Annotated in this window: 17 protein-coding genes, 1 pseudogene and 1 CRISPR repeat array; of the genes and pseudogenes, 8 read left to right on the forward strand and 10 right to left on the reverse strand. The window is 60.6% G+C overall.

All coding sequences use genetic code 11. From position 1 onward, the window contains the following. Positions 1-183: 183 nt before the first annotated feature. On the reverse strand, positions 184-1,089 hold the full coding sequence (locus tag CEY11_RS07055) for a LysR family transcriptional regulator (protein ID WP_088602624.1): 906 nt from the start codon (positions 1,087-1,089) through the stop codon (positions 184-186). Between the two features lie 433 nt (positions 1,090-1,522). Here CEY11_RS07055 and CEY11_RS07060 point away from each other — a divergent pair, with 433 nt between their 5' ends. Beyond that, on the forward strand, positions 1,523-2,962 hold the full coding sequence (locus tag CEY11_RS07060) for a M81 family metallopeptidase (RefSeq protein ID WP_088602625.1): 1,440 nt from the start codon (positions 1,523-1,525) through the stop codon (positions 2,960-2,962). A gap of 85 nt (positions 2,963-3,047) precedes the next feature. Here CEY11_RS07060 and CEY11_RS25055 read toward each other — a convergent pair whose 3' ends face one another. Further along, positions 3,048-3,227 (reverse strand): hypothetical protein, encoded by a 180-nt coding sequence (locus CEY11_RS25055; protein WP_143322722.1) that lies wholly within the window; start codon positions 3,225-3,227, stop codon positions 3,048-3,050. Between CEY11_RS25055 and CEY11_RS07065 the strand changes: the two genes are divergently transcribed. The 6 genes and pseudogenes from CEY11_RS07065 to CEY11_RS07085 all read left to right on the forward strand — a co-directional run bounded on the left by CEY11_RS07065 (position 3,226) and on the right by CEY11_RS07085 (position 10,652). Further along, positions 3,226-4,797 carry an ABC transporter substrate-binding protein gene (locus CEY11_RS07065; RefSeq protein ID WP_088602626.1) on the forward strand — a complete coding sequence of 524 codons (1,572 nt, stop codon included), beginning with the start codon at positions 3,226-3,228 and terminating at the stop codon, positions 4,795-4,797. The two genes, CEY11_RS25055 and CEY11_RS07065, sit on opposite strands and share 2 nt — an antisense overlap. 67 nt (positions 4,798-4,864) lie before the next feature. Next, positions 4,865-5,800 carry an ABC transporter permease gene (locus CEY11_RS07070; protein ID WP_088602627.1) on the forward strand — a complete coding sequence of 312 codons (936 nt, stop codon included), beginning with the start codon at positions 4,865-4,867 and terminating at the stop codon, positions 5,798-5,800. A 20-nt stretch (positions 5,801-5,820) separates the two neighbouring features. Beyond that, positions 5,821-6,720 carry an ABC transporter permease gene (locus CEY11_RS07075; RefSeq protein ID WP_088602628.1) on the forward strand — a complete coding sequence of 300 codons (900 nt, stop codon included), beginning with the start codon at positions 5,821-5,823 and terminating at the stop codon, positions 6,718-6,720. Between the two features lie 88 nt (positions 6,721-6,808). Further along, positions 6,809-7,777, forward strand: a pseudogene (locus CEY11_RS25520) (ABC transporter ATP-binding protein); the annotation flags it as partial. A gap of 192 nt (positions 7,778-7,969) precedes the next feature. Further along, the gene (locus CEY11_RS25525) at positions 7,970-8,995 is read left to right on the forward strand and encodes an ABC transporter ATP-binding protein (protein ID WP_198958858.1); all 1,026 of its coding nucleotides are present in this window, start codon (positions 7,970-7,972) and stop codon (positions 8,993-8,995) included. Between the two features lie 169 nt (positions 8,996-9,164). After that, positions 9,165-10,652, forward strand: coding sequence for an N-acyl-D-amino-acid deacylase family protein (locus CEY11_RS07085; protein ID WP_088602629.1), 1,488 nt, complete (start codon positions 9,165-9,167; stop codon positions 10,650-10,652). Positions 10,653-10,978: 326 nt separating this feature from the next. After that, positions 10,979-16,624: direct repeats of the CRISPR family, unit length 32 nt; unit sequence GTTTCAATCCACGCATCCGCGAAGGATGCGAC. Between the two features lie 179 nt (positions 16,625-16,803). Here CEY11_RS07085 and cas2 read toward each other — a convergent pair. The 7 genes from cas2 to CEY11_RS07120 form a co-directional block, all read right to left on the reverse strand. Next, a complete protein-coding gene (gene cas2, locus CEY11_RS07090) occupies positions 16,804-17,094 on the reverse strand; it encodes a CRISPR-associated endonuclease Cas2 (RefSeq protein ID WP_088602630.1) in 291 nt (96 codons plus the stop codon). A 13-nt stretch (positions 17,095-17,107) separates the two neighbouring features. Further along, the gene (cas1c, locus tag CEY11_RS07095; RefSeq protein WP_088602631.1) at positions 17,108-18,142 is read right to left on the reverse strand and encodes a type I-C CRISPR-associated endonuclease Cas1c; all 1,035 of its coding nucleotides are present in this window, start codon (positions 18,140-18,142) and stop codon (positions 17,108-17,110) included. After that, positions 18,143-18,769: a CRISPR-associated protein Cas4 gene (gene cas4 / locus CEY11_RS07100; RefSeq protein WP_088602632.1), complete on the reverse strand. Its 627-nt coding sequence runs from the start codon at positions 18,767-18,769 to the stop codon at positions 18,143-18,145. It abuts the gene before it with no gap. A gap of 24 nt (positions 18,770-18,793) precedes the next feature. Further along, entirely contained in the window at positions 18,794-19,687 is an 894-nt protein-coding gene (cas7c, locus tag CEY11_RS07105) for a type I-C CRISPR-associated protein Cas7/Csd2 (protein WP_088602633.1), read from the reverse strand. Further along, positions 19,684-21,483, reverse strand: a complete 1,800-nt coding sequence (gene cas8c, locus CEY11_RS07110) for a type I-C CRISPR-associated protein Cas8c/Csd1 (RefSeq protein ID WP_088602634.1) — start codon at positions 21,481-21,483, stop codon at positions 19,684-19,686. The genes cas7c and cas8c overlap by 4 nt, the downstream gene beginning before the upstream one ends. Continuing rightward, positions 21,480-22,148, reverse strand: a complete 669-nt coding sequence (gene cas5c / locus CEY11_RS07115; protein WP_088602635.1) for a type I-C CRISPR-associated protein Cas5c — start codon at positions 22,146-22,148, stop codon at positions 21,480-21,482. The genes cas8c and cas5c overlap by 4 nt, the downstream gene beginning before the upstream one ends. A 336-nt stretch (positions 22,149-22,484) precedes the next feature. Continuing rightward, positions 22,485-24,746: a CRISPR-associated helicase/endonuclease Cas3 gene (locus CEY11_RS07120; protein ID WP_088602636.1), complete on the reverse strand. Its 2,262-nt coding sequence runs from the start codon at positions 24,744-24,746 to the stop codon at positions 22,485-22,487. A gap of 273 nt (positions 24,747-25,019) precedes the next feature. On the opposite strand from CEY11_RS07120, the gene CEY11_RS07125 reads away from it, so the two are divergent. Then, positions 25,020-25,661 (forward strand): FMN-binding negative transcriptional regulator, encoded by a 642-nt coding sequence (locus CEY11_RS07125; protein WP_088602637.1) that lies wholly within the window; start codon positions 25,020-25,022, stop codon positions 25,659-25,661. Between the two features lie 228 nt (positions 25,662-25,889). Here CEY11_RS07125 and CEY11_RS07130 read toward each other — a convergent pair whose 3' ends face one another. Continuing rightward, the gene (locus tag CEY11_RS07130; RefSeq protein ID WP_088602638.1) at positions 25,890-26,489 is read right to left on the reverse strand and encodes a hypothetical protein; all 600 of its coding nucleotides are present in this window, start codon (positions 26,487-26,489) and stop codon (positions 25,890-25,892) included. Between the last annotated feature and the right edge of the window lie 271 nt (positions 26,490-26,760).

A 26,760-nucleotide genomic window follows, 5' to 3' on the forward strand; every position in this document is an offset into this window, starting at 1 on the left:
TCCACAAAAGATGGGGGATTCTGGACGCGGCGCCGCCGGGGCGTCAATTCCAATGCTGCGGGTTGCCATAACCTTGCGATATGGGTGGGCTCGCGCACGCTTGCGCCTGAGCCTCAGGCAGTGATGGTGGCGTCGGGTGGCGGGTGGTGGGTGGCACCAGGCCATGCGCGGCCCGTGTTGCGTTCAGCCCTGCAGATTGTCCTGGCCGTCGGGCAGCAGGATCTGCTTGCAGGCCGTGCACAGTTTGTCGATGAAGGTCTGGGGCTGGGCCGAAAGCGGGTCGTCGGCGTGCACCATGACGCTGATGGGTACTTCGATGCGTGGGGCCAGGCGGCACAGCGTCAGGCCGGGCCGCAGCATGGCGCGTCCGGTGATCAGGTCGACGATGGTGTCGCCGCAGCCTGCCTCCACCAGCGCGCAGGCCACGTAGTGGGTCTGCACCTGCGCGATGATGTTCATGCTTAGGCCTTCGGCGTCCATGGCCTGCTGCAACAGCAGGCCCGAGGGGTCGCGGGCCTCGAGCGCGATGAAGTCGCGCTTGGGCAGGTCGCGCAGCTTCATGGGCCCTGGCTTGTTCCGGCGCGTCATGTAGACGAGTTCTGTCTGGCCCACGGGTATGCGCCGCAGCCCCGGGTATTCGTTGCGGTCGAACGTGACGATCAGGTCGAGTTCGCGGGCCAGCAGGCCTTCGACCAGTTCTCCGCTGTGATGCGTGTGCAGGTCGAAGGTGACGTGTGGATGCGTGCGCTGGCTGTGCCGCACCACCGCGGGAAGCAGGCCCAGGCCCAGCGCGGGCGTGCTGCCTATGCGCAGGTGGCCCTGGTGGCTGTGCTTGAGGCTGTAGGCCAGGCGCCGCACGTTGGTCAGTTCTTGCTGCAGGCGCGCCACCTGGGGAGCCAGCACCTCGGCCTCGCGGGTGGCACGCAGCCGTCCCTTGACGCGCTCGAACAGCTTGAATCCGAGCTGGGCCTCGGCATTGGCCAGCAGCTTGCTGGCCGCCGGCTGGGAGACGTGCAGCGCTTCGGCCGCTTCGGTCAGGGAGCCGGTGCGCCAGATGGCGTCGAAGATTTCAATGTGGCGCAGCCGCATGATGGATCCCCCTTTGAAAAGCAGGCTATGGCGTTGTGGATGAAGCCGCAAGGCGGGCGGCGCCCCGCGGCTTGCTTTTGAATTTATGCCCGTGGGCCACGTAAACAGGATATTGAACCTGCGAGGGTAGCGGGGCAGTCTCGCTCTTCACGTGCGGCTGGCGTACTATAGCCGGTGCCGCGGGTCGGCTATTCCAAAAACTATAACCAAAGGTTATTCATGCTGTCGAATTGGCTATTTGTCCACGGGCGAATCGCGACCCGATAATGTCCTGCGTCGCCAAGCGCCTTGCGCCGCTGCATGGCAGCGTCGCTGCGGCAAAGCGTAGTGTATGCGGGACGGGGCGATAGATCCTCTTGCACGTAAATTCATTGGAACCCAATTGGATCCACAGAGGCTCACGCATCGGTGGGATCAAGTTCAAAGGAAGGTCATGAAAGTATTCAGCGGGGCATTGGGCACGGAAACCAATACATTTTCCCCAATGCCGACCAGCATCGAGGTGTTCCGCTCCCACGAGTATTATCCGGCGGGCCAGTATCCCGACAGCCCTACGCTGTACGGCGCGCCGCTGGCCGTCGCGCGCCGGCGCGGCGCCGAACTGGGCTGGGAAGTGCATGCGGGCATGGTGTCTTCGGCGCCGCCCAGCGGCATTACCACCCGCGCCGCCTATGAAGAACTGCGCGACGAATTGCTGGCAGACCTGCGCCGGGTGCTGCCCGTGGACATGGTGCTGCTGAGCCTGCACGGCGCAATGGTGGCCGACGGCTACGACGATTGCGAGGGCGACATACTCGCCCGGGTACGCGACATGGTCGGGCCGCAGGCCATTGTCGGGGCTGAACTCGACCTGCATTGCCACCTTAGCCCCACCATGGTCGAAAAGGCCGACGTGCTGGTGCTGTTCAAGGAATACCCGCATATCGATATCGTCGAGCGCGCCGAAGAACTGGTAGAGCTGTGCGTGGCCAAATACGAAAAGCGCATACGGCCCGTGGCGGCGGTGGTCGACTGCGAGATGATCGTACCCATGCACACCACCCGCGACCCCGGCCAAAGCTTTGTGCGCCGCATCCAGTCGCTGGAAGGCAAGGACTCCATCCTGTCTGTTTCGGTTGCCCATGGCTTTGCCACGGGCGATGTTCCCGACATGGGCACTAAGGTGCTGGTATACAGCGACGGCAAGCCCGAGGCGGCGCAGCGCCTGGCCCGCCAGTTGGCCGATGAACTGATCGCCATGCGCGAACAACTGATGGTGCCTTACCGCAGCATCGACGAGGCACTGGACGAAGCCCTGGCCACGGACGGCGGCCCGGTGGTGCTGGCCGACCGGCCCGACAATCCGGGCAGCGGGGCGCCGGGAGATTCCACCTTTGTCCTGCGCCGCATGCTCGAGCGCGGCATCGGCAATGCCGCGCTGGGGCCGCTGTGGGATCCGGGCGCCGTGCGTATCGCCTTCGACGCCAAGCCGGGCGCCACCCTGGCCATGCGGCTGGGCGGCAAGATCGGGCCGCTGTCGGGCGACCCGGTGGACGTGGTCTGTACCGTCAAGGCCATCCAGCCCGATCTGCTCATGACCGGCCTGACCGGCGCGCCGGTGCGCATGGGCGATGCCGCGCTGGTCGATGCCCAGGGCATAGATATCGTTCTTACCACCCGGCGCAACCAGGCCATGGATACCGACTTGTTCACCAAGATGGGCTGCGATCTGTCGGCCAAGAAGATCGTCGTGGTGAAATCGGCCCAGCACTTTCATGCGTCGTTTGCGAAGGTGGCGCGCCAGATCATCTACGTGGGCGGCAAGGGCGTGGCCAGCCCCGACTGGAAGACCTTGCCGTACAAGCATATAAAGCGGCCGAAGTGGCCCTTGTAGGGGTTGCGCCGGCAGCTGTTGCCTGTTCTTGCCAAAAGGGGCATCCCTTATAGTGTGAACAGGCCTAGCGGCGCGACAATGTATATCAAAACCAAAAGAGAGGGGAGGTAAAAATGGAAAATACCTGGCAAGCCAAGAGCCGGCCCGGCACGGCGCCTGGGCCGCGGTCGCCCTGACGCCAGCGCAGTGATTTGCGGCTTTCTGCAAGCCGCGGCTCGTCGTTGATAGGCTCGTCGTTAATAATTTCATTCCTGGGAATAGACATGAAACAACGTATTCTTGCTCCGCTCGCGGCTGCGCTCGCGATCTCCGGCACCCTTTGCGGCGTGCAGGCCCATGCCAAGACGCTGAAGATGGTGCCTTATGCCGATCTGAAGATCCTGGATCCAAGCTTCACCACTTCGTATGTCACCCGCAATTTCGGCTACATGGTCTACGACACGCTGTTCGCCATGGACGCCAAGGGCCAGCCCCAGCCCGAAATGGTCGACACCTACAAGAAGTCGGACGACGGCAAGGAATGGACTTTCACCTTGCGCCCCGGCCTGAAATTCAGCGACGGCAAGCCGGTTACCGCGGCCGACTGCGTGGCTTCGCTCAAGCGCTGGACGGCCCGCGACAATATCGGGCACGCCATGACCAAGGCGGGCGGACAATGGAGCGTGGTCAACGACAACACATTCAAGCTGACCCTGCAGCAGCCCTTCGGGCTGGTGCTCGACGGCCTGGCCAAGGTGTCCAGCTATCCGGCCTTCATCATGCCGGCCAGGCTTGCCGACATGCCCACCAACAAGCCGATCGCCGAAGTCGACGGCTCGGGCCCGTATCTCTTCAAGCGCGACGAATGGGTGCCGGGCAACAAAGTAGTGTTCGTGCGCAACCCCGCCTATGTGCCACGCAAAGAGGCGGCCAGCGGGCTAGCGGGCAGCAAGGCCCCGCACGTGGATCGCGTGGAATGGGTGATACTGCCCGACGCCAACAGCGCCGCCGCGGCGCTTAAAAGCAACGAAGTCGACATGATCGAGCAGGTGCCGGCCGATTTCATCTCGAACCTGGCCGCCGACAAGAATCTCAAGACCGGCATCCTTAGCCAGAACCAGGCATACATGGTCATGAACCACGCGCTGCCGCCCTTCGATAACGCCAAGGCCCGGCAAGCCGTGGCGCACGCCATCGACCAGAACGAAGTCACCAGCGCCATGGGCTATCCCGACAATCTGCGCAAGCAGTATTGCGCTACGTTCTTCATCTGCGGCGGCCCCAATGAAACCGACGCGGGCGCCGCGCCCTACCGCAAGCCCGACATTGCGCTGGCCAAGAAGCTGCTGGCCGAATCGGGCTACAAGGGTCAGAAAATCGTGGTGCTGCTGCCTACCGATGTGCCGCACCTGAATGCGGCTACGCTGGTGGCCATTCAAGATTTGAAGAAGATCGGCTTCAACGTCGATGTGCAATCCATGGATTGGGCCACGATGTCGGCGCGGCGCGCCAAGAAGACGCCTGTCAGCCAGGGCGGCTGGAACGTCTTCGTCTCGTCGGCTGCGCAATTCAATGTGGACTCGCCCCTGAACAACACCTACCTGGGCGCGGCCTGCGGCAATACTCTGCCGGGCTGGCCTTGCGACGAAAAGCTCGACAAGCTGCGCGCCGAGTGGATCGCGGCGACCGATCCGGCGCAGCGCAAGAAGCTGCTGGACGAGTTCCAGGTGGAATCCTACGCGAGCTTTCCCAATCTGCCCATCGGCCAGTTCTCGGCGGTGTACGCCACGCGCAAAGACGTGAAATACAGCGACAAGCTCTGGGGCCTGCCCAACCTCTGGGTGCTGGATAAATAAATCGATGGATCGTGCCCGCCGGCCGGCGTGATGTTTCGCCGGCATAGGCGGGCCTTGGGAAGCCTGCATGCAATACATCCTCAAGCGCATCCTGGCCGTCATCCCCGTAGTGGTGGTGGTGGCGGTTGTGGTGTTCCTGTTGATACATCTGTCGCCGGGCGATCCCGCGGCGCTGATCGCGGGCGACTTCGCCACGACCGACGACATCGCCAAGCTGCATGAGGCCCTGGGCCTGAACGAACCGTTGTGGCGGCAGTTCATGCTCTGGGCGCTGAAGTTGCTGCACGGAGACTTGGGTACGTCCATCTTCACCCAGACGCCGGTTACACAGTTGCTGGCGCAGCGCCTCGGGCCCACCGTGTCGATCGCGGTGCTGACTACCTTATTGTCAGTGGTGGTCGCGGTGCCTCTGGGTGTGCTGGCCGCCTACTTGGCCGGCAGCTGGATCGACCGGCTGTTGATGCTGTTCGCCGTGCTGGCGTTTTCGGTGCCGGTGTTCCTGGTCGGCTACCTGTTCATGTACAGCTTCGGGGTCAAGCTGCAATGGTTCCCGACCCAGGGCTACGTCAGCCTGTCGCACGGGCTGGTTCCGTGGCTACGCAGCCTGGTGCTGCCTTGCGTCAACCTGGCGCTGGTGTACATCGCGCTGCTGACCCGCATGACCCGCGCCACGGTGCTCGACGTGCTGCACGAAGACTACATCCGCACGGCGCGAGCCAAGGGCCTGGCGGTGCTGCCGGTGCTGGGCCATGCGCTGCGCAACGCTGCCATTCCCATCGCCACTACCGTCGGCGTCGGCGTCGCCCTGATGCTGGGCGGCGTGGTGGTGACCGAAACCGTGTTCGCGATCCCGGGTATTGGGCGCCTGGTGATAGACGCCGTGCTGCACCACGATTACCCGGTCATCCAGGGCGTGCTGCTGGTGTCCGCGGCCTGCTACGTCGTGATCAACCTGCTGATCGACCTGAGCTACGGCCTGTTCGACCCGCGCATCCGCTACTGAGCGCCGCGAAGGATTTTGCCATGACAGACAGTTCCGTGTCCGCGCCGACCGCCGGCGCCGACGTGCCCGCAGACCACGACCTGCGGCGCGCCTTGCGTTTCAGGTCGCTGCGCAAGTATCCCATGCTGTACCTGGGCAGCGCGCTGCTGGTGCTGATCGCCGCCACGGCGATCTTCGCGCCCTGGATAGCAACCCATGACCCGCTGGCGATCAGTCCGCTGACGCGGCTCAAACCGCCGTCGGCGGCCCATTATTTCGGCACTGACGCCCTGGGCCGCGACGTATTCAGCCGCGCCGTGTGGGGCGGCCGCGTGTCCCTGGTCGTGGCGGTGGCGGTGGCCGTGCTGGCCACGGTTTGCGGCGTGATACTAGGCTTGGCCGCGGGCTTCCTGCGCTGGGCCGATTCCCTCATCATGCGCATCATGGATGGCCTGATGGCCATCCCCGACATCCTGCTGGCCATTGCGCTGGTGGCCATCGTGCGCCCCAGCATGACCACGGTCATCGTCGCCATCACCATTCCACAGATTCCGCGCATGGTCAGGCTGGTGCGCTCGCTGGCTCTGACGCTGCGCGAACAGCTGTTCGTCGAGGCGGCTCATGCCATAGGCACCCGGCTGCGCGTCATCTTGTGGCGCCATGTGCTGCCCAACACTCTGGCGGCGGTGGTGGTGCAGGCCACCTTCATCGCCGCCACAGCGGTGCTGACCGAAGCGGTGCTTTCCTTCCTGGGCGTGGGCGTGCCGGCGCAGATACCGAGCTGGGGCAATATGATCGCCGACGGCCGCAACGTCGTCGCCATCGCTCCGCACATCATCCTGTTTCCGGGCATTCTGCTGGCGCTGACGGTGCTGTCCATCAACTCGATCGGCGATGGCCTGCGCGATGCGCTGGATCCGCGCCTGGCAAACCAACTGTAGGGTGCGGGCCATGCGTATCGATGACCCGAACAAAATGAATTCCCATGACGCGCCGGGGCTGCCGGCCGGCTTGCCCGGCGGGGGCTCCATGGGGGAAAAGGGCACTCTCCTGCTCGAAATCGACAATCTGTCGACCTTCTTCGATACCCTGGCCGGCACGGTGCGTTCCGTCAACGGCGTGTCTTACAGCCTGCATGCCGGCGAAACGCTGGGCGTGGTGGGGGAATCGGGCTGCGGCAAGAGCGTCACGGCGCTGTCGGCCTTGCGTCTGATACCCACGCCGCCGGGGCGCTACGCCGGCGGCCAGATCCGCTATCGCGGCACCAATCTGCTGGATCTCAGCGAAAAGGAAATGCGCCGCATCCGCGGCAATCGCATCTCCATGATCTTCCAGGAGCCCATGACCTCGCTGAATCCGGTGCTGACGGTGGGCCGGCAGATCGCCGAGACCATCATGGTGCACCAGAAGGTCGGCAAGCGCCGGGCCTATGCCCAGGCCCTGGAAATGCTGGAACTGGTGCAGATCGCCGAGCCGCGGCGCCGCATCGACGAATTTCCGCACCAGCTGTCGGGCGGCATGCGCCAGCGTGTCATGATCGCCCTGGCGCTGGCCTGCCGGCCCGACGTGTTGATCGCCGATGAACCCACCACGGCCCTGGACGTGACCATCCAGGCGCAGATACTGCAATTGCTGCGCGACCTGCAGAAGCAGCTCGGCATGGGCGTGGTCATGATCACCCACGACTTGGGCGTGGTGGCCGAATGCTGCGACCGGGTAGTGGTGATGTACGCCGGGCGCAAGGTGGAAGAGGCGCCGGTGGCCGAGCTGTTCGACCACCCGGCGCACCCTTATACCCGGGCGCTGCTGGCCGCCATGCCGGCCATGAGCTCGCAGTCGGGGCGCCTGGAGGAAATTCCCGGCATCGTGCCGGCGCTGCACAAGCTGGGGCCGGGCTGCAGCTTCGCGCCCCGCTGCCGTTACGCCACGCAGCGCTGTCGCGCCGAGCTGCCGCCTTTGCATGCCTTTGGCGACGGCCATACGGTGGCCTGTTTCGAGGCCGAGCGTATAGCCGGGCTGGCTGCGGTGCCGCAGGCAGCGGGTGGCGGGCATGCTACGGTAGCGGCGCAGGATGCCGTGGCGGTCGCGGAATCCTCGCCGCTGGATGGCGTACCTGCTTCCGGCGTCCCGGATATAGTTGGTGCATCAACCGCTGCGGGCGCATCGCATGCTGCAGAAGTATCTGTGGCAGTGGATGAATCGCTTGCCTCGGGCCCCGATCACGCCGCTGCCGCAGCCCCGCTGCTGGTGGTGCGCGATCTGAAAAAATACTATGCGGGTTCGCGTGCGTGGTTCGGCAAAGGCGCCCCGGTGGTGCAGGCGGTAGACGGCATCTCGTTCACGGTGGGTCGCGGCGAAACCCTGTCGCTGGTGGGCGAGTCGGGCTGCGGCAAGTCGACCACCGGCAAGTCCATCGTGCGCCTGATCCAGCCCACCGCGGGCTCGGTGCAGATCGATGGCGTGGAAATCACCGGCCTGGACGCCGAGCAGATGCGCATGCGCCGCCGCGACATGCAGATCATTTTCCAGGATCCATACGCCTCGCTCAACCCGCGCATGACCGCGGGCCAGATCGTGATGGAGCCCATGCGCAACTTCCCCGATGCCGACACCGCCACGGCGCGCGGGCGCCAAGAGCGGGTCGAGTGGCTGTTTTCCAAGGTGGGCCTGCGGCCCGAGGCCACGAGCAAATATCCCCATGAGTTCTCGGGCGGACAGCGCCAGCGCCTGGGCATTGCGCGTGCGCTGGCGTTGCGGCCCAAGCTGATCGTCTGCGACGAGCCCGTGTCGGCGCTGGACGTTTCCGTGCAGGCGCAGATCATCAACCTGCTTACCGACCTGCAGAACGAGCTGGGCGTAGCCTACTTGTTCGTGGCGCACGACCTGACGGTGGTGCGCCACATCAGCCACCGGGTCGCAGTCATGTACCTGGGCCACATCGTCGAGATCGCCGATCGCGACACCCTGTTTTCCAGGCCTTTGCACCCCTATACGGAAATCCTGTTGTCGGCGGTGCCGATGCCCGACCCCCATGCCACCGCGCAACGCAAGCTGTTGCAAGGGGATCCGCCGAGCCCGGCCCACCCGCCCAGCGGCTGCCGTTTCCACACCCGCTGCCCGCTGGCCCGGCCCATCTGCACGCAGGAACGGCCCGTGCTCACGCCGAGGCAAACCGGTGCCGGCGGGCAGCAGATGGTGGCCTGCCATGTGCGCTAGGGGCGAAACTGCTGCGAACCGCATGCGCGGACAATGCCGTGTTCGCGCCATGCCCTCGCTGCCTCGGGCATTGGCTTTTCAGTGACGATGCAGATGCCTGTCCGTACCTGCCACCAGCCGGCGGCTGCCTATTCTTCATGCCCGCCCGTGCAAGCAATGGAGCCATACCGTGAGTGAACAGAATTCCAGGCCCGCAGCGCGGCCCGTCTTCGACCTGATCATCCGCAACGGCACCGTCATCGACGGTACCAAGCGGCCGCGCTACGACGCCGACGTCGGCATCCTCGACGGCCATATCGCCGAAATCGGCGACCTGTCCGCGGCCAAGGCGCGCGAACTCGTGGACGCCACGGGCAAGATCGTCGCGCCGGGATTCATAGATTCCCACACGCACGACGACCACGCGCTGCTGGCGCAGCCCGACATGAGCTTCAAGATTTCCCAGGGCGTCACCACGGTGATCACCGGCAATTGCGGCATCAGCCTCGCCCCGCTGGACGAAGGCGTGCCTGTTCCCGCGCCCCTGAACCTGCTGGCGGGCGACGGCGACCGCCAGCGCCATCACAGCTTCGCGGCCTACATGGATGCCTTGCGCGAGCGGCCGGCCGCCATCAACGCGGCAGCGCTGGTGGGGCATTCCACCCTGCGGGTCATGGCCATGAGCGACCTGGGCAAGCCCGCCAGCGAGGCCGAGATCGCGACCATGCGCCGCCTGCTGGCCGAATCGCTGGATGCCGGCGCCATAGGCATGTCCACCGGCACCTACTATCCGCCGGCCGCCTCGGCCAGCACCGAAGAAATCATCGAGGTTGGCCGGCCCTTGAGCCAGGCGCGCGGCGTGTACGCCACGCACATGCGCGACGAGGCCGACCACTGCCTGGAATCGCTGGAAGAAACCTTCCGCATCGGCCGCGAGCTCGACATCCAGGTGGTGGTCTCGCACCACAAGCTGCAGCGCCAGGAAAACTTCGGCAAATCCGCCATCACGCTACCCCGTATTCGCGAGGCCATGCGCTGCCAGTGCGTAGCGCTGGACTGCTACCCCTACAACGCCAGCTCCACCATGCTGCATACCGATCCGAAGCGGCTCACGGGCCGCATCATGATCGCTTTCAGCGGCAGCCATCCCGAATGCGCCGGGCGTGACCTCGACCAGATCGCCGCCGAATGGCAGGTACCCATCGTCGAAGCGGCGCAGCGCCTGCAGCCGGCCAGCGCCATCTACTTCACCATGGACGAGGCCGACGTGCGCAACATTCTTGCCTTCGAAGACACCATGATAGGGTCGGACGGCATCCCCCAGGGCGAGAAGCCCCACCCGCGCCTGTGGGGCACCTTCCCGCGCGTGCTGGGCCACTACTGCCGCGACCTGGGCCTGTTCCCGCTGGAAACCGCAGTCTGGAAAATGACCGGGCTGACCGCCCGCAACTTCGGCCTGAAAGGCCGGGGGCAACTGCAGCCCGGCAGCCACGCCGATGTAGTCGTCTTCGACCCCGCCACCGTCCGCGACCTGGCCACCTACCAGGATTCGACACGCATGGCGCAAGGCATAGTAGCGGTGATTGTTAACGGGGAGCTGGCGTGGAAGGAAGGCAGGAGCCTGGGCACGCGCAGTGGGCAGGTGATTAGGCGATTACCGAATGGTTTACAAAATTAATCTCCCTTATTTATAGAAGCACGGATAGCGATAATTTGAGAGCTAGGTGCGCCGATATGGTCGTCGTGTGTCCTACATGGGTACGTAGATTGATGCAGCTCATTGGGCCAGCAACTGATCAGCATACCGAACGTCGTATTTGCAATGGGCACAACGGCTACCGCTTGTCGTCGTTATACGTGCTCGTCGCGTTTCAATCCATGTATTTGCGCAGGACACGACGTGGCAGGACTGCACCAGATCCAGGGCCTCTTCTAGGTTTCAATCCGCGCGCCCCAGAAGGAATGCGACCCACCGCGTAGTTCGATGGCCTTGAGCATATTCATGTTTCAATCCGCTCATCCGTGAAGGATGCAACTTTTTTAAGGCGATCCTGGGCGGCGGCCAGAACATCGTTTCAATCCACGCATCCGCGAAGGATGCGACAAGACCTCAGTAAAGTTACTTCAGGAGGGTGACGTTTCAATCCACGCATCCGCGAAGGATGCGACAGCCCAAGCCCTTTGTCGGCGCCCAAGGCTGGATGTTTCAATCCACGCATCCGCGAAGGATGCGACGCAGGCACCGGCCTGGCTGCCCAACAGATCAGCCAGTTTCAATCCACGCATCCGCGAAGGATGCGACCCTTAGCGTCGCCAAAGTCGTGGCCATAGAACGTGTTTCAATCCACGCATCCGCGAAGGATGCGACCAGGGCGTTGATCCGATTGCCCGGCTGAACGTGCAGTTTCAATCCACGCATCCGCGAAGGATGCGACGCCACTTTTGCCGTTAACTGGCACTATAAGCGCCAAGTTTCAATCCACGCATCCGCGAAGGATGCGACGTGCGCCGTGGGTGCTGTAGCGGGCACCTTGCAGGGGTTTCAATCCACGCATCCGCGAAGGATGAGACATTGATAAGGTAGCTCTTATTGATGAGTTTGTTAGTTTCAATCCACGCATCCGCGAAGGATGCGACGAGCGCGCCTATCAGTTCATCGTGGCCTATGTCCTGTTTCAATCCACGCATCCGCGAAGGATGCGACACTCGGGATCAACATGCGTGCCTCGCCGCCCTAGCAGTTTCAATCCACGCATCCGCGAAGGATGCGACCTCGCGTTCAAGTAGATGCTTGCGCGTCTTGATGAGTTTCAATCCACGCATCCGCGAAGGATGCGACCGTCCAACGTCCATGCACTATTGACCCAAACATAGTTTCAATCCACGCATCCGCGAAGGATGCGACCAGCGCGTCGATGATTTCCTGGGTTGTCAAAGAACGTTTCAATCCACGCATCCGCGAAGGATGCGACCCACTGGGGGCGCTGGTGATTCGAAATCGGAGGGTGTTTCAATCCACGCATCCGCGAAGGATGCGACATTATCGAGTCGACAATTCAAGCGCATCGGAAAAGTTTCAATCCACGCATCCGCGAAGGATGCGACGCGCTGGCCAAGCTGCCGCCGGACGAACAGCACGCGTTTCAATCCACGCATCCGCGAAGGATGCGACCAGCGTTGGCAATCATCTTGAGCAGCATGTCAGCGTTTCAATCCACGCATCCGCGAAGGATGCGACGGAAACTCAGAATAGGCCCTGCTGCGCATCGAATCGTTTCAATCCACGCATCCGCGAAGGATGCGACCCGCCTGGATCCGTGCATAGATCATATTCTTGGTGTTTCAATCCACGCATCCGCGAAGGATGCGACCAGGATTCGTGGCGATTCAACAGTGGTATAACTAGTTTCAATCCACGCATCCGCGAAGGATGCGACAGTTTCCTGTACAAATTCCGATACAGGAAGCTTCATGTTTCAATCCACGCATCCGCGAAGGATGCGACACCTATAGCGCTCGCAATGTTAGCAAAGTTCATGGGAGTTTCAATCCACGCATCCGCGAAGGATGCGACTATTCATAGATGACCGGTAGAAATTCCGGGTCATGTTTCAATCCACGCATCCGCGAAGGATGCGACACAGGCGGCTGTCCATTGACCATTCGCTGTATTCGTTTCAATCCACGCATCCGCGAAGGATGCGACCGTCCCGTTGACGCGAAGCGCATCGAAGATCTTCGAGTTTCAATCCACGCATCCGCGAAGGATGCGACGGCAAATCACGAGTAACCATAGCAATTCCAAAAAGTTTCAATCCACGCATCCGCGAAGGATGCGACGATGCAAGCAAAGGAGTCTGCGATGAACCGAGGCAAGTTTCAATCCACGCATCCGCGAAGGATGCGACCTCTATGATGCGTTTGGTTAAGCGGCACTCACATTGTTTCAATCCACGCATCCGCGAAGGATGCGACCACTGACGCGCGTTTCACGAGCACCCTGGATGATGTTTCAATCCACGCATCCGCGAAGGATGCGACACGTTCGCATAGACGAAAGCCAGCGTGTCGGATTGTTTCAATCCACGCATCCGCGAAGGATGCGACAGGCGCCCCATGGCGGCGACGCCGACGACTATGTCGTTTCAATCCACGCATCCGCGAAGGATGCGACGCCAGGGCCGCGTCCAGCTTGTCCTGCATGCTGGTGTTTCAATCCACGCATCCGCGAAGGATGCGACGGTGTCTCGTACCAGCGGCCATTATCTAACGACTGGTTTCAATCCACGCATCCGCGAAGGATGCAACCGGCTCGACTGGGCGCACGTCGAAGTCTCTCAAGGTTTCAATCCACGCATCCGCGAAGGATGCGACCTCTTCAACCGTCATGGCATGTCTAGGTATCAAGTTTCAATCCACGCATCCGCGAAGGATGCGACACGCGTCGACGATCTCCCGGCGCACCGCATCAGCGTTTCAATCCACGCATCCGCGAAGGATGCGACACGTATCGCTGTCGGCTGGCCGTTTTCATCAATAGTTTCAATCCACGCATCCGCGAAGGATGCGACGCGCATGATCGGAGAATACAAATGGCTGTCACCGCAGTTTCAATCCACGCATCCGCGAAGGATGCGACCATCTGGGCCTTGCAGCGTGTAGATAGGCATTTATCGTTTCAATCCACGCATCCGCGAAGGATGCGACGCCCGGAGACGTCTATATCGACGAGATCTATGTGAAGTTTCAATCCACGCATCCGCGAAGGATGCGACAGGCCATCATCACGCTCAATGACCATCCTGATATTCGTTTCAATCCACGCATCCGCGAAGGATGCGACGCACTAAGCTGCTTGAGCACAGCTGTGTATGTGGTTTCAATCCACGCATCCGCGAAGGATGCGACCACGCGGAATCATTGCAAACTGATGGACATTAACAGTTTCAATCCACGCATCCGCGAAGGATGCGACCTACTCCGAAACCGGAGGAACATCAACAACAGGAGGTTTCAATCCACGCATCCGCGAAGGATGCGACCACGGCCCTAATAGCTATCATCCTGAAGATAGAGATGTTTCAATCCACGCATCCGCGAAGGATGCGACCGCCGGGCGCCGGCACCTTGCAAGCCTTCTACAAGGTTTCAATCCACGCATCCGCGAAGGATGCGACGATTGGGCATCGGGCGTGGCGCCGAACACCTGCTGTTTCAATCCACGCATCCGCGAAGGATGCGACGACACAAGCCGCGCGACAGGCCGGCCAGGCTCCGGATGTTTCAATCCACGCATCCGCGAAGGATGCGACATATCCGTGATATTCGACGCTATCGTCTCTCTGATGTTTCAATCCACGCATCCGCGAAGGATGCGACATATCCGTGATATTCGACGCTATCGTCTCTCTGATGTTTCAATCCACGCATCCGCGAAGGATGCGACTTGCGGCCCGCATTTGATGCTACCCGCGGTGAGGGTTTCAATCCACGCATCCGCGAAGGATGCGACGCGAAACTGAACAGGCAATCGACGAACAGCTACAGTTTCAATCCACGCATCCGCGAAGGATGCGACGAAAGCTGACCGGCATCACGACAGGATAGACGCGGTTTCAATCCACGCATCCGCGAAGGATGCGACGCCGTACGGCTCATCGTCATTGTCCGCACCCGCGGAGTTTCAATCCACGCATCCGCGAAGGATGCGACATTCCTTATTGGTTTTGAGCTTGGACCAGGAAGTGGTTTCAATCCACGCATCCGCGAAGGATGCGACTTCCTGGGCGGTCGGTATGACCCGCTGGTGCTGATGTTTCAATCCACGCATCCGCGAAGGATGCGACCACCGGCAAATTTAGACAGCGTGTCGATATGGTCGTTTCAATCCACGCATCCACGAAGGATGCGACCATATGCGCGACGGCCAGGGCCGGCTCATCCCGGTAGTTTCAATCCACGCATCCGCGAAGGATGCGACCTTCCGCAGAAATTCGTCGTGTGGCTTAACCTCCGGTTTCAATCCACGCATCCGCGAAGGATGCGACTTGTCGTGCAAGTCAACGGCGAGTGCGTGCTGCAGTTTCAATCCACGCATCCGCGAAGGATGCGACGGCGACGGCGCCGGCGGCTTGGGCGGCCCAAGCGCGTTTCAATCCACGCATCCGCGAAGGATGCGACAGCCCCGTTCAGCCTGTTCAGCTCGCCGGTGATGTTTCAATCCACGCATCCGCGAAGGATGCGACGCGCCACGGGCCTGAAGGTGATGGTGCGAGACGTGTTTCAATCCACGCATCCGCGAAGGATGCGACTCTTGTCTTCCACGTCTTCGGCGACGCGAACGACAGTTTCAATCCACGCATCCGCGAAGGATGCGACCTGACCTGCACTGGTGGCGACGTGCCGTTCCAGTACGTTTCAATCCACGCATCCGCGAAGGATGCGACCATCATGCGTATTGAATACAAGACCGGAATGCAGCGTTTCAATCCACGCATCCGCGAAGGATGCGACGGAAGACACCATCCAGGAGCGCGTCCTGCTCGCTGTTTCAATCCACGCATCCGCGAAGGATGCGACGTTACTCCCGACGACACAGCCAATTATCAGACGCTGTTTCAATCCACGCATCCGCGAAGGATGCGACCCGGCGATCCGGCCCGCGTGCGCAGGACATGGCGAGTTTCAATCCACGCATCCGCGAAGGATGCGACGCGGCCGCCGAGACGCGTATCGACGCCGGACGAGGTTTCAATCCACGCATCCGCGAAGGATGCGACTGCAGCTCCAGCAGCTCGCTGTCACGGCGGAGCAGTTTCAATCCACGCATCCGCGAAGGATGCGACCCCCAGGTATCGTCCCCGGTCTTGACCACCTCGTAGTTTCAATCCACGCATCCGCGAAGGATGCGACGACCGGGTTGATTACGTCGATGGCTTCCTGGTGCTGTTTCAATCCACGCATCCGCGAAGGATGCGACCAAGGTCGCATCCGTCCAGGGCACGAACGAGCAGGTTTCAATCCACGCATCCGCGAAGGATGCGACGCTCCAGGCGCTCGGCCAGCTCGTCAGCCATTGGGTTTCAATCCACGCATCCGCGAAGGATGCGACTTTCGAAAAACTCGCGTATTCATGGGTGATGTTCATGTTTCAATCCACGCATCCGCGAAGGATGCGACCATTCGTGGTGCGATTTTGTTTGACACACAGGAAGTTTCAATCCACGCATCCGCGAAGGATGCGACGCCCCAGCAGTCGGCCAGTTGCCGCGGTCGCTCCAAATGTTTCAATCCACGCATCCGCGAAGGATGCGACTCGCCGCGCGCGGCCGCGCGCTCCTGCATGGTCGGGTTTCAATCCACGCATCCGCGAAGGATGCGACCAGGATCATGGAAAGCACCCCTCTCCACATCATTGTTTCAATCCACGCATCCGCGAAGGATGCGACTACATAGATGCTGGCGGCCTGGGCGAGCACCAGATGGTTTCAATCCACGCATCCGCGAAGGATGCGACCTCGACAAAGGTAGGGTTCGGCTTGGTTTTAAACATGTTTCAATCCACGCATCCGCGAAGGATGCGACGAAAGTTGCGTCACGATATCCGTCATCTGCGGCGGTTTCAATCCACGCATCCGCGAAGGATGCGACTTAGTGATTATAGAGTGTTGAAATATTTGGTTTTTTAGGGGATTTTCTGCGAAATCGCTTTATTGGCCAAAAAATTTTCCCCCAAATCCTTGGTATAAGAAAAAGGGGGTTTAGTAGCAATGGGTTGCGTTTGCGCGAACCTCTGGGGAAAGAGGCCGTAACTTGGGGTTCGCAGAAAATCAGAGGATCAGGGGGCCGTTGAGATCAAGCACAGGCTTCGAGCCAATATGCTCGATTTTGCCCTGCCATTTGAGGCCTAGGTAATAGAAGCGCAGGCTATCGACTTCTGGATCTATTAGATCGCACAGTTTTTGTTTGATTTTGACCCAACGGGCCGTGTCTACTTCTAATTCAAAAACGGAGAACTGAACTCTCTGGCCATAGTCCTGACAGGTTCTGGCGACGTGCCTAAGACGCTTTTCCCCGCCGGGCGAGGAAGTGCTGACATCGTAGCTGACTAGAACCATCATGGCGATATCGTATTTATTTCCACAGAAATGGTGGGTAGGCGTCGAGATCGCCACGCAAATGGCGCGCGAGCAATTGTGCTTGTATATAGGGTAGCAGACCGACGTCAATTTTCTCGCCTAGAAAAGCATGCTGCAGTTGTTCGCGTTTGCGTTCTTGGTATGCGACCAATACGGTTTTTCGGGCATCATCCTTCAACAGCACCGCACCATTTTCGAAGTACCGGAAGTCCTTTTCGGTTAATTGTTTCCGGTTTATGAGAGACAGGGCTAAGCGTTCCCCTAACAATGGTCGAAATTCTTCCGCGAGATCCAGCGCGAGGCTGGGTCGGCCCGGGCGGTCGCGATGCAGAAAGCCTACTGCCGGGTCGAGGCCAATTGTTTCGAGTGCAGAGCGGCAGTCGTGGATAAGGAGGGTATATAGGAATGAAAGTAGCGCATTGAAGGCATCGAGAGGTGGCCGACGGCTGCGGCCGCCGAATCGCAGCAGCGGCGATTCGACGCGGACGAGTTGATCGAAGACCCCGAAATAGGCCTGTGCTGCCTCGCCTTCCAGGCCACGTAAGGAATTCACATCGGGCTCGAGAATCAGTCGTTGGGGAATGCTTTTCAGTCTTTTGAGAGCATGCTGAAATGACGATACATCGGTGAGCCTGTCGCCGTGGTCCCGCCAGCCTCGTGCCAGTACTGCACGTTGATTATGCACCTTGCCCGCCAATAAATTACGTACTATGGAGGCGCAGCCCGTGGGGTCGTCACTGCGACGATATTGCTCGCGACGTAGCAGCACGTTGCCCGACACGGGGCCTTCCACCCGCGCCAGGAACCGTCCCTGGGTAGTAAGGTAGCAAATGGTGATGCCTTGCTCGGAGCAGAAGCCCAGCAACTGTGGAGAAACAGAAATGCGGCCGATGCATACCAGGCTTTCCAGCATGTGCACGGGTACCCGGGCTCGCACCTGATTGTCGACCTCCATGACGACGTTGGCCCCGTCCTTGTGCAGCCAGGCACCCTCGGTGGTGGCGTATAGGGTATTGAGCTGGCGACGCATTCAATCCTCCAGTTGCCTGCGCAGCCAGGTATCGATTCCTCGGCCACGAGGCAGCCAGCCGGGCTGGCACAGATCGATCAGGGAACAGGCGTCGCACCGTTTGGGTTCGTAACTCGCCATGGGTGTGATGCCGCCTTTGATCATAGCTCTTGTATCGGAGACCACCTGGCGAGTCAACGCCCGCAGGTCTTCGTCGAATGCTACGTCCTTGCGCCGTCGAGTTTGGCCATAGAATAGGGCACCTCCTGGCACGGATTTGCGCAGCATGGATTCGAGGCACATTGCCTGGGCGCAGAGTTGCACCTCGTCAGCACGGTGGACCTTGGGCCGGCCTCGCTTGTATTCCACTGGATAAGCTTGTTCCCCGGCGCTGCTCCGGTGGAATTCCACTACATCTGCCAGGCCGGTGATGCCAAGCGTCAGGTCTACCAAAGGCATGGCGGTCACAATGCGCACGCTGCCGCGCCGGTCGGTTTGCGGCTGGTCGATGCGTTCGTGCATCAGGCGCCCCTCGGCCGTGTGGCGGCTTTCAGTCCATAGCTGCTCTATATGAATCAGCGCGCATTGCCGTGGACAATAAAGGAAATGCTGCAGGGCGGAAATGGGAATCAGGTCTTCGTCGTTCATGATTCTGTTCCCTCTGCGACGGGCCTACAGCAGCTCTTTGACTATCACGCCGGCCGGCGGGAGGGCCGTCCGATCTATGGATACACGATAGTCGGCAAAGCTGCGTGCCGGAGGGTCGGTATCGCCGGTGCGTTCTACCTTGACTGCATCGAAAAGTACATGAGCGGGAGCATTGCCCATCGGGTGATCATGTTCGAAGATGATCAGTTTTCGTGCTGCCATTTCGCCGCGGGCCGCGGAGCGGTCGTGCTCGAACATGTTGATAAGCGCCTGCCACAACAATTGCAGGTCGTCTTCGGAGAAGCCGGTGCGTTCGGCCAGTTTGGCCGACACGAAGCCGTGCGCACGGTACAGGCCATAAGGCAGAATATGCTTGCGGCCCATGGTGCGATTGTCCCCGCTTTGCGATTCCGCCTCTTTTTCGGTGGTCACTGCCATGCGGGTAATGGATACTTCCAGTGGCAGCACGGGCTCTATCGACGATGCGAAGGCCATCTGCACGGGGCCCCGGACTTGCCCCGCGTTGACTCCAGTGGTCATTACGGCACCGAATGTACGCACGTCGAAGAAGTTATGGCACATCCATGCAGTGATTTCCCTGGCCTTGGCTTCGTCTTTGGGAAGCTTCTTGTATCCGTCTTTGGCATCAGGGGAAATGCTCAGTGCTTCCCAGGCTTTCTGATGCTGTTGATTGAGAATGGCTTTTTCTTGCATGTAGATGGCGTAACCCGGCGCGCCCTCTTTGTCCAGGGTAACGAAATTGCGTATTTTCCGTTTCAGGCTAACGTCTGTGACCAGCCCACGGTTGGTTTCCGGGTCCAGGCGCGGCAGGTTGCCGGCATCGGGATCGCCATTGGGGTTGCCGTTGGCGACGTCGAACAGGTAGACGAATTCGTAACGGTGGGAAATGATGGTCATTGCTGGGCTCCTTCGGTCTCGGACTCATTGTTGTCAGTTGCATTGTCTGGGTCGCGTCGGGGGTATTGAGCCTGCGCCTGGTGGTAATAGCCTATGGCGAAGCGACCTTGATCTTCGATGCGCAGGCTGCGTGGGAATTGTGCGGGCAGGCCGTCGATGATCTCGCGAATATCCCGCTCCAGGGTAATGGCCAGGCCTGGCTTATCCTTGCGGACCTTGCTCATATGGTTTTGTGTGTTGCGCAACAACACCGGAAAAATCGAGGCTGGCGTCGCGGACGCTGCGCCATAATAGCGGTCGCGGATCGTTGCATTGACCTGGCCCAGGGCACTGCGCTGTATACGTTCCAGCACGGCGAAAAGGCGGCCAAGCAGATAGCTGGGCTGTGTGGATTGCTTGTCTAGGCTCACGGGAATCTCCTCATTGGAAGTACGAATGCCTTTGCGCCATTCGCGTGCCAGCACACCCTTGCAGATTGCGACACGCAGGTCGGATAGATTGCCGTCGGCACGTACACGCATGATGGTGTTGGCCAGCAGGCTGCGGGGGTAGAGGCCGCCAGTCAGGATGGCGCGCATCATTTCACCTACCAGGTTGTTGAAAGCGTCCTCCGCCTTGGGCATCGGGCCTTCGCGGTTCGGGACGGTGGCCAGTACCAGGCGTCGTGCGGCGGGCTCGGTCTTCCAGCGCCTGGGCTCGATCCGCAAGTCCTGTTCGTGCTCTGAAATCCGGCTGGCCAGCGTACCCAGGGAATCCATCAGCCAGAAGCGGATCGACAAGCGGGAAGCATTGGGGGCCAGGCCGAGCACGTACATGCGGGTATCGGTGTCCAGGCCAGGGTCGATCTCGGTCAGTGGGCGCCCCTTGGCCACCCCGTCCAGAACCCGGCGCACTTTATCCGCTTCCTTGGAATCGTCCGGGGGAGGGTCGAGCATATCGGCCAGCAATAATTCCGCGGCTTCCGCCTGTTGGCTATCTGCTGACTCGGCCCAGAATACGACGCTTGTGTCGCCGACCTGCAAGCGCTGGCGATTGTGTTCCCCACGGCGCAGCAAGTAGTTCAGGACGGTGGTATAGGCGAACGCCGCGGACTCGGAAACTGGCGCGTTGTCGCCCTGGGCCTTGCCATAGGAGGTAAACGCTTCCTGGTTGAAGGAAACGATGGAGGCTCCGGACGTTTGTGCGCCGTTGACGCCTTTGATGGCTGGATGCAGCCGTGCGATGGGTAGATATTCACCCAGAACCAGGCAGATTCCCGACGCGGCTGATTCTGCTCCAAGCAGGCGCGTTCGGATGATTCGGGCTGCTTCGCGCTCGTGGATGTAGCCTTGCTCTCCATCAAGCCGGAATACCACGTTGGTGTCCAACATTTCTTCGGAAAACATTGGTGGTGCCATTTGGTCGGGTGTCCAATTCCTCAAGAAATCGAGAAAGGCCTCGAGGCCGGCGTCCTTCGTTCCGGCCAGCGCCTGTTCGTGCATAGCCTTGAAGGTCGCATGCTCCTGATCGGCCCGTTTGCTGGTTGCGCTGACACCCAGCACATAGCTCGTCTTGTCCCAGAGAAAATTGGGCTTGATGCCGACCGTGCGCTTTTCCGGCTGTGGTACTTCCAGAATGCGCGGTACCGGTTTCTTGCCCGAATTGTCGCGGATATTATTGACGTCCATCACCCGTCCGTCGGGCGCCAGTACAATTGCGTAGCTGATCTTCTCGGGGCTGTAGCCATAGGGCGAAATGCCATCGACCCTTCTGTCGAGCAGCCGCTGGTAATAGCGTGCGAGGGCTGAGAGGATCATGCCTGGGCCTCCCGGGAGGGCCAGGGCGGCACTTCGATGGCGCCGTTTTTCATGCGGGCCTGGAAGAATCGTGGTTTTGTACCGTCGGAGAAATCCAGGTCGTGCAGCATCCAGCCCAGATCCTGATCTGGAACCGGCTCTGCGGCAGGCATGGCGTCGTCGGCTTCCAAGAGCTGGAAATGAGCTGGGAACTCGCGTACGCCCATGCACGGTGCATGAAAGTATTGTCCTTTTCGCGCCCGCCGCTTGAAAGTGTCCAGATGCTTGCCGACGGAGTCGTCGGGGCCGGCCTTTTCGGTCAAGTCGAAATGCGCTTCGATGACGTACGCGACGTCGCGCAGCACAGTTGCGGCACGCTGCTGGCGGTCTTCGTCCACATAGTTCGCCAGGCCGACCGTAGACTTGGCTTTCATGGCTTTGGTCACGCTGGCCGGCGACAGTTTGCTGCCGACTTCATTGCGCCGGATGGACTCGAACCGGATGGCTTTGAGTACGTGTATGCGGTCGATTTGCCAGCGGATCGCAGGCTTCCAATGTATGGCTTCCAGTATGCCGCGCGCGGCCGAGGGGGTGATCACTTCATACGACGCCCGTTCCGCTTTGTGCTCCGGCCTAGTGAAGCAGGCACGATTGCCCCATATATGCAGGCGAATCCCGTAGCTCATATCCCCTCCTTAAGTAAAAAACCAAAGACGGCGCCTAGAAGTTGCCCCCTAGGCGCTATGTGCCTTCGTTTTGCAGTTGAACCACCTAGTTTCAATCCACGCCAGACATCTATTTTTGCCACCACCAAATAAGTAATGGCAGTAGAACGCTGGCGACAACCCATCTCCATAAAGAAGAACACCCGCATGGCCACACGCGAACCTTCAAATCAATCTCTAAATTTGGCCGGTTGTTTTTGTCGTCGGGCGGCATGGACGTGGCCTCTATGTTGATGGAAGCCAAATTATATATTCTAGGTAGTTCAAATGCAAAAATGTAGTTTATCCCCAGCAGCCCTAAATCATCATGCTCGCGATCTTCACAAAAGTCGGGTCTTCCCACCAGAGACCGAACTGCTCGCTGTAAATGTCCATATTCACAAGTTCCATGAACTGCTCTCCCCATTTGTCGAAGGCAATTGGCTGGACGGCTCCGGCGTTGCGCAGGGCGTCGAAGCCCTGACGCGGCACCTGTATCAGATAAGGTTGTAGCGCGCGTGCCAGTCCACCGCTTTTCTCGGCATGGCGCAGCTTATTGATCATATCTCGTGCCTCTTTGTCGTAAGGCACGATCACGGGCATCTGGGCGCTGTCTATCATGCGAAAACGAGTTGCCAGGGTTTCCATTGGCAAGCTGTCGATGCCACTGGCTTGCAGCATGCCCAGCAAATCGTTGGCGTCCAGTTCTTTGCTGCCTTTTTGCCAATAGAGGTGTTGGAAGTAGGCCTTGATGGCCTCGGGGGACAAGGGATCCGCGCCGTGTTGGCGCAATATTTCACGGGCCGCCTGTGCGAATTGCCTCAGCTCTGGTGGCGGGGCCCAGCCCTCGTCGGCGGGCGCGAATATCAGCACTTCGCTGTTCTCGGCGGCCCATTCCCCGTTCCGGTTGCAGCGGCCTGCCGCCTGTGCGATCGAATCCAGGCCGGCCTCGGCGCGCAGCACCGTGGGCAGCGAAATGTCGACACCGGCCTCGACCAGGGATGTCGCCGCCAGGCGGCATGCTTCGCCTCGCTTGAGCATGGCGCGGATTTCAGACAGTACGGCGCTGCGGTGTCTGGCGCACATCAAAGTGCTCAGGTGCCGGGCTCCCGGCAGGTCGGCGAGGCTCTGGTAAACGGCTCTGGCATGGCGACGGTTGTTGACGATGCATAAAACCTGGGGGCGGGCACGTAAATAGCCAGTGAGTTGCGCATCGTCGAGAGTCCCGATGTGCCTGACACGCACGCGCTTCAGTTGGCGGAACAGCTCTGGAGGATCAGAGGCGATTTCCCTAACGTTCTGCAGCCCTCCTTCGAAGTTTGGGGACTGCAATGCCGGCTGGGTCGCCGTGCACAATACGATGCTGCTGCGGTAATTCAGAGCCAGTTCGTCGATGGCCGCTATGCAGGGGCGCAGGACTTTGAGTGGCAGTGTCTGCGCCTCGTCCAGAATGATCACGCTGCCGGCGATGTTATGCAGTTTGCGGCATGCGGATGGCCGGGCCGCGAAAAGGCTTTCGAAGAACTGTACGGCGGTCGTGACGACGATGGGGGCGTCCCAGTTTTCCATGGACAGTCGAAGCTTCTCGCGCGCTTGATATAGTTCGGGCTCGTCGCGAGGCGGAGGCGCGGCAACGAACGCGCTGTGGTGTTCCAGCACTGCTCTGTCGCCCAACGGGCTCAGGGCGGTGCGGAAAACGGCGGCGTTCTGTTCCACGATGCTGGTGAAAGGAATGACGAAAATCACGCGCCGCAAGCCATGCTGGATTGCATGATCCAGCGCAAAGGCCAGCGAGGCCAATGTCTTGCCGCCGCCGGTCGGTACGGTCAAGGAAAACAGGCCGGGTGCCAGTTGCGCCTGATCGCGCACATGGCGCAGGATGCTGGCCCGTATTTGGTTCACAGGTGTGTCTGGTTTGAAGCTTGTCAGATATTCTTCCAGCAGGTCGCGTAGGGCTGGTAGGGTAGGCAGAGATGCCTTTCTGGCGGATGCTCTTCCTTCTACTTGGTCGTAGAACGCTTCGGTATCCAGGTAGTCTGCATCGACCAGGCAGGAAAACAGCATGCGAACCAGGAAGGACAGTTGAAAATTGCTGCGCTCCCGGCTACGCGCTTTTAGAGAAGAAGGTAGGGAAATATGCTCTGGCAGTGTGATTTCCTGCTGCCACTGTTCGAGCAAAGGCGGAAGGCCCAAACCTTTGAGGCGGTCGCGCAAGGAGGTGCGCTCTGCGCTTTCCGATCCATTGGCCAAGCCGGCGTGATGGCCGGCAATGCCATAGGCCAACAAATAACCTATTCGGCTGTTTTTATACCGTTCCACCGCCAGCATGGCGCCGCGTGTGGCGTGATCTACGCGTATCGCATCGCCAGCGATGCGGCGCTGATAGTCGTGGGTGTATTTACCAACGTCGTGTAGCCGTCCTTGGGGCTCTGCTAGGTCTTGAGCATTAAATATGGCGGCCTTGGATGCAGCTGCGGCCCCTACTGCGACCAAGTGGTTGCGCAACGGCTGCCAGTTTCGCTTGGTGGTGTCGTCAGTCGAGTGCGCGTAGAAGGTAGGCTGGACTGCTTGTATCGCCATCTCGCCTCCTCGACTATTATTATCAATACAATTCTAATTGTAATAAATAATATACCTGTGCAGAGAGATGTCAACTTGTAATCGGGGGGGCTTGTTGGCACATGTATTAAAGCAATTAATCAAGTATGCCCAAGTTGGGCTACTTCCCGCGTCTGGGGGATTCTGTCTGGGGGATTCTTACGCTTTCGAGCGGATGGGTGCAGAATAGAACCCTCGCGCTTATTCCCTGTAGCTGGATAAACGACGCTTATCGCCTCTATCTCGAAGCCCCTTATGTACCTGCCCACACATTTCGAAGAATCCCGCCCCCAAGTCCTGCATGAACTGATCACCAGACACCCCTTTGGCGTGCTGGTCACCCATGGCGAGGGCGGGCTGGACGCCAACCATATGCCTTTTGAACTCGACCCCGCGGCGGGCCCGCAAGGGGTGTTGCTGGCGCACGTGGCGCGCGCCAATCCGGTGTGGCGCGAGCTGCATGACGGCGACGAGGTGCTGGTGGTGTTCCGCGCCGAGCACGGCTATATCTCGCCCAACTGGTACCCCAGCAAGCATGAATTCCATAAGTCGGTGCCGACCTGGAATTACATGGTGGCGCATGCGCACGGCAAGGTTACGGTGCGCGACGACGAGAGTTTTGTGCGCGGGCTGGTGGCGCGCCTGACGCGCACGCACGAGGCGTCCCAGCCGGTGCCGTGGAAGATGACCGACAGTCCGGCGGATTTCATCGATTCCATGCTACGGGCCATTGTCGGGCTGGAGATCGAGATCACGCGGCTGGTCGGCAAGTTCAAGCTCAGCCAGAATCGCGAGGCGCGCGACCTGGAGGGCGCCGGCAAGGCGCTGATCGCGCAGGGCGATACTGCGCTCGGAGAGGCGATGCTGGCCTGTAGGGCGGCGAAGGCAAAGGGCTGAAGGCCGGGCTATCCACGGGCTGTGAGTTGCACGGATCTTTGGGCGGATCCCCAGTATCGGCTCGGAGCTTGCGGGTTCAGTAGGCCTGAATGCAGATGAGATGGGCCAGGCGGGCCGTGCCGTACGACGGGCCGGGCATATTCCTGCCGTATTCCCGCTGCCACAACCGCCGCTGCCGTGGCCCAGCCGCGCCCACCTACCTTTGGGCTCGGACTTGCCGGCCTTTGCCTACAAAGCGACGACCAGCCTTGGGTCGTCGGCCTGTTCCAGGATACGCCGTACGCGGTCTTGCCAGCCGTCGGCAAAGTTGCGCCGGTCGTCGTCGCTGGCGTAGCCGCCTACGACTTTGGGCAGCAGGCTTCTGACCGTGGGCACGGAGGAAACCATTTCGGGGTGGTATTCCACGGTGGTGCTGGCGCCGGTGTCGATGCGCGTGTAGCGGATTTCGCCGTCCATGGGAACGTTGAAGAACAGCAGGTTGCGGCGGTCGTACTGGCCGCCCAGGCCCTTGAAACCGTTGTCGGTGGTGGCGCCGGTAATGTAGCTGGCGACGTTGGCGATGACGCCGGTTACGCCGTTTTGCTGCGCGTCGTGGAATTCCACCTTGATCTCGCCGCGTTGCGGCAAGGCGTCGCCGTAGAGTTTTTCCAGGGCCTTGAGCGTCATGAGGTAGGCGCCGGCCACGGTGGGGCAGGAGTGCCCGGCCAGCTTGACCACGTCGGCATAGGTGTAGCGGATGATGCCCTGGTCGGCGGCGCCGAGCAGGGCGGCCAGCGGATCCTGCATGGTGATGGTTCTGGCCGCGTCGAAAAAGGAAGGGTAGGTCATTTGAGTTTCCGAGCCGAAAGAGACTAATGCCCTGTTCGCCGGATACGCGCAGCAAGCAGGGCCGCGGCGGAAGGCGCCATGGGCATGGTGCCTTCATGATAGGGCCTGGCGCGCGATTGGGGCGGCATACCATTACGAGGAATGGTGCTTTGCCGCGGCCTGATTTGCGGCTGTGTGGGGAATGCGCGACCGTGGCCTGATGTGGATCCGCAATGAAGGTGGCAACTGAGCCGAGGTTGCCGCGCGCCTGGCCATGCAGCGTGGCTGGATT

Origin of the sequence: Candidimonas nitroreducens (assembly GCF_002209565.1) — a bacterium.
Taxonomy (GTDB): Bacteria; Pseudomonadota; Gammaproteobacteria; order Burkholderiales; family Burkholderiaceae_B; genus Candidimonas; species Candidimonas nitroreducens.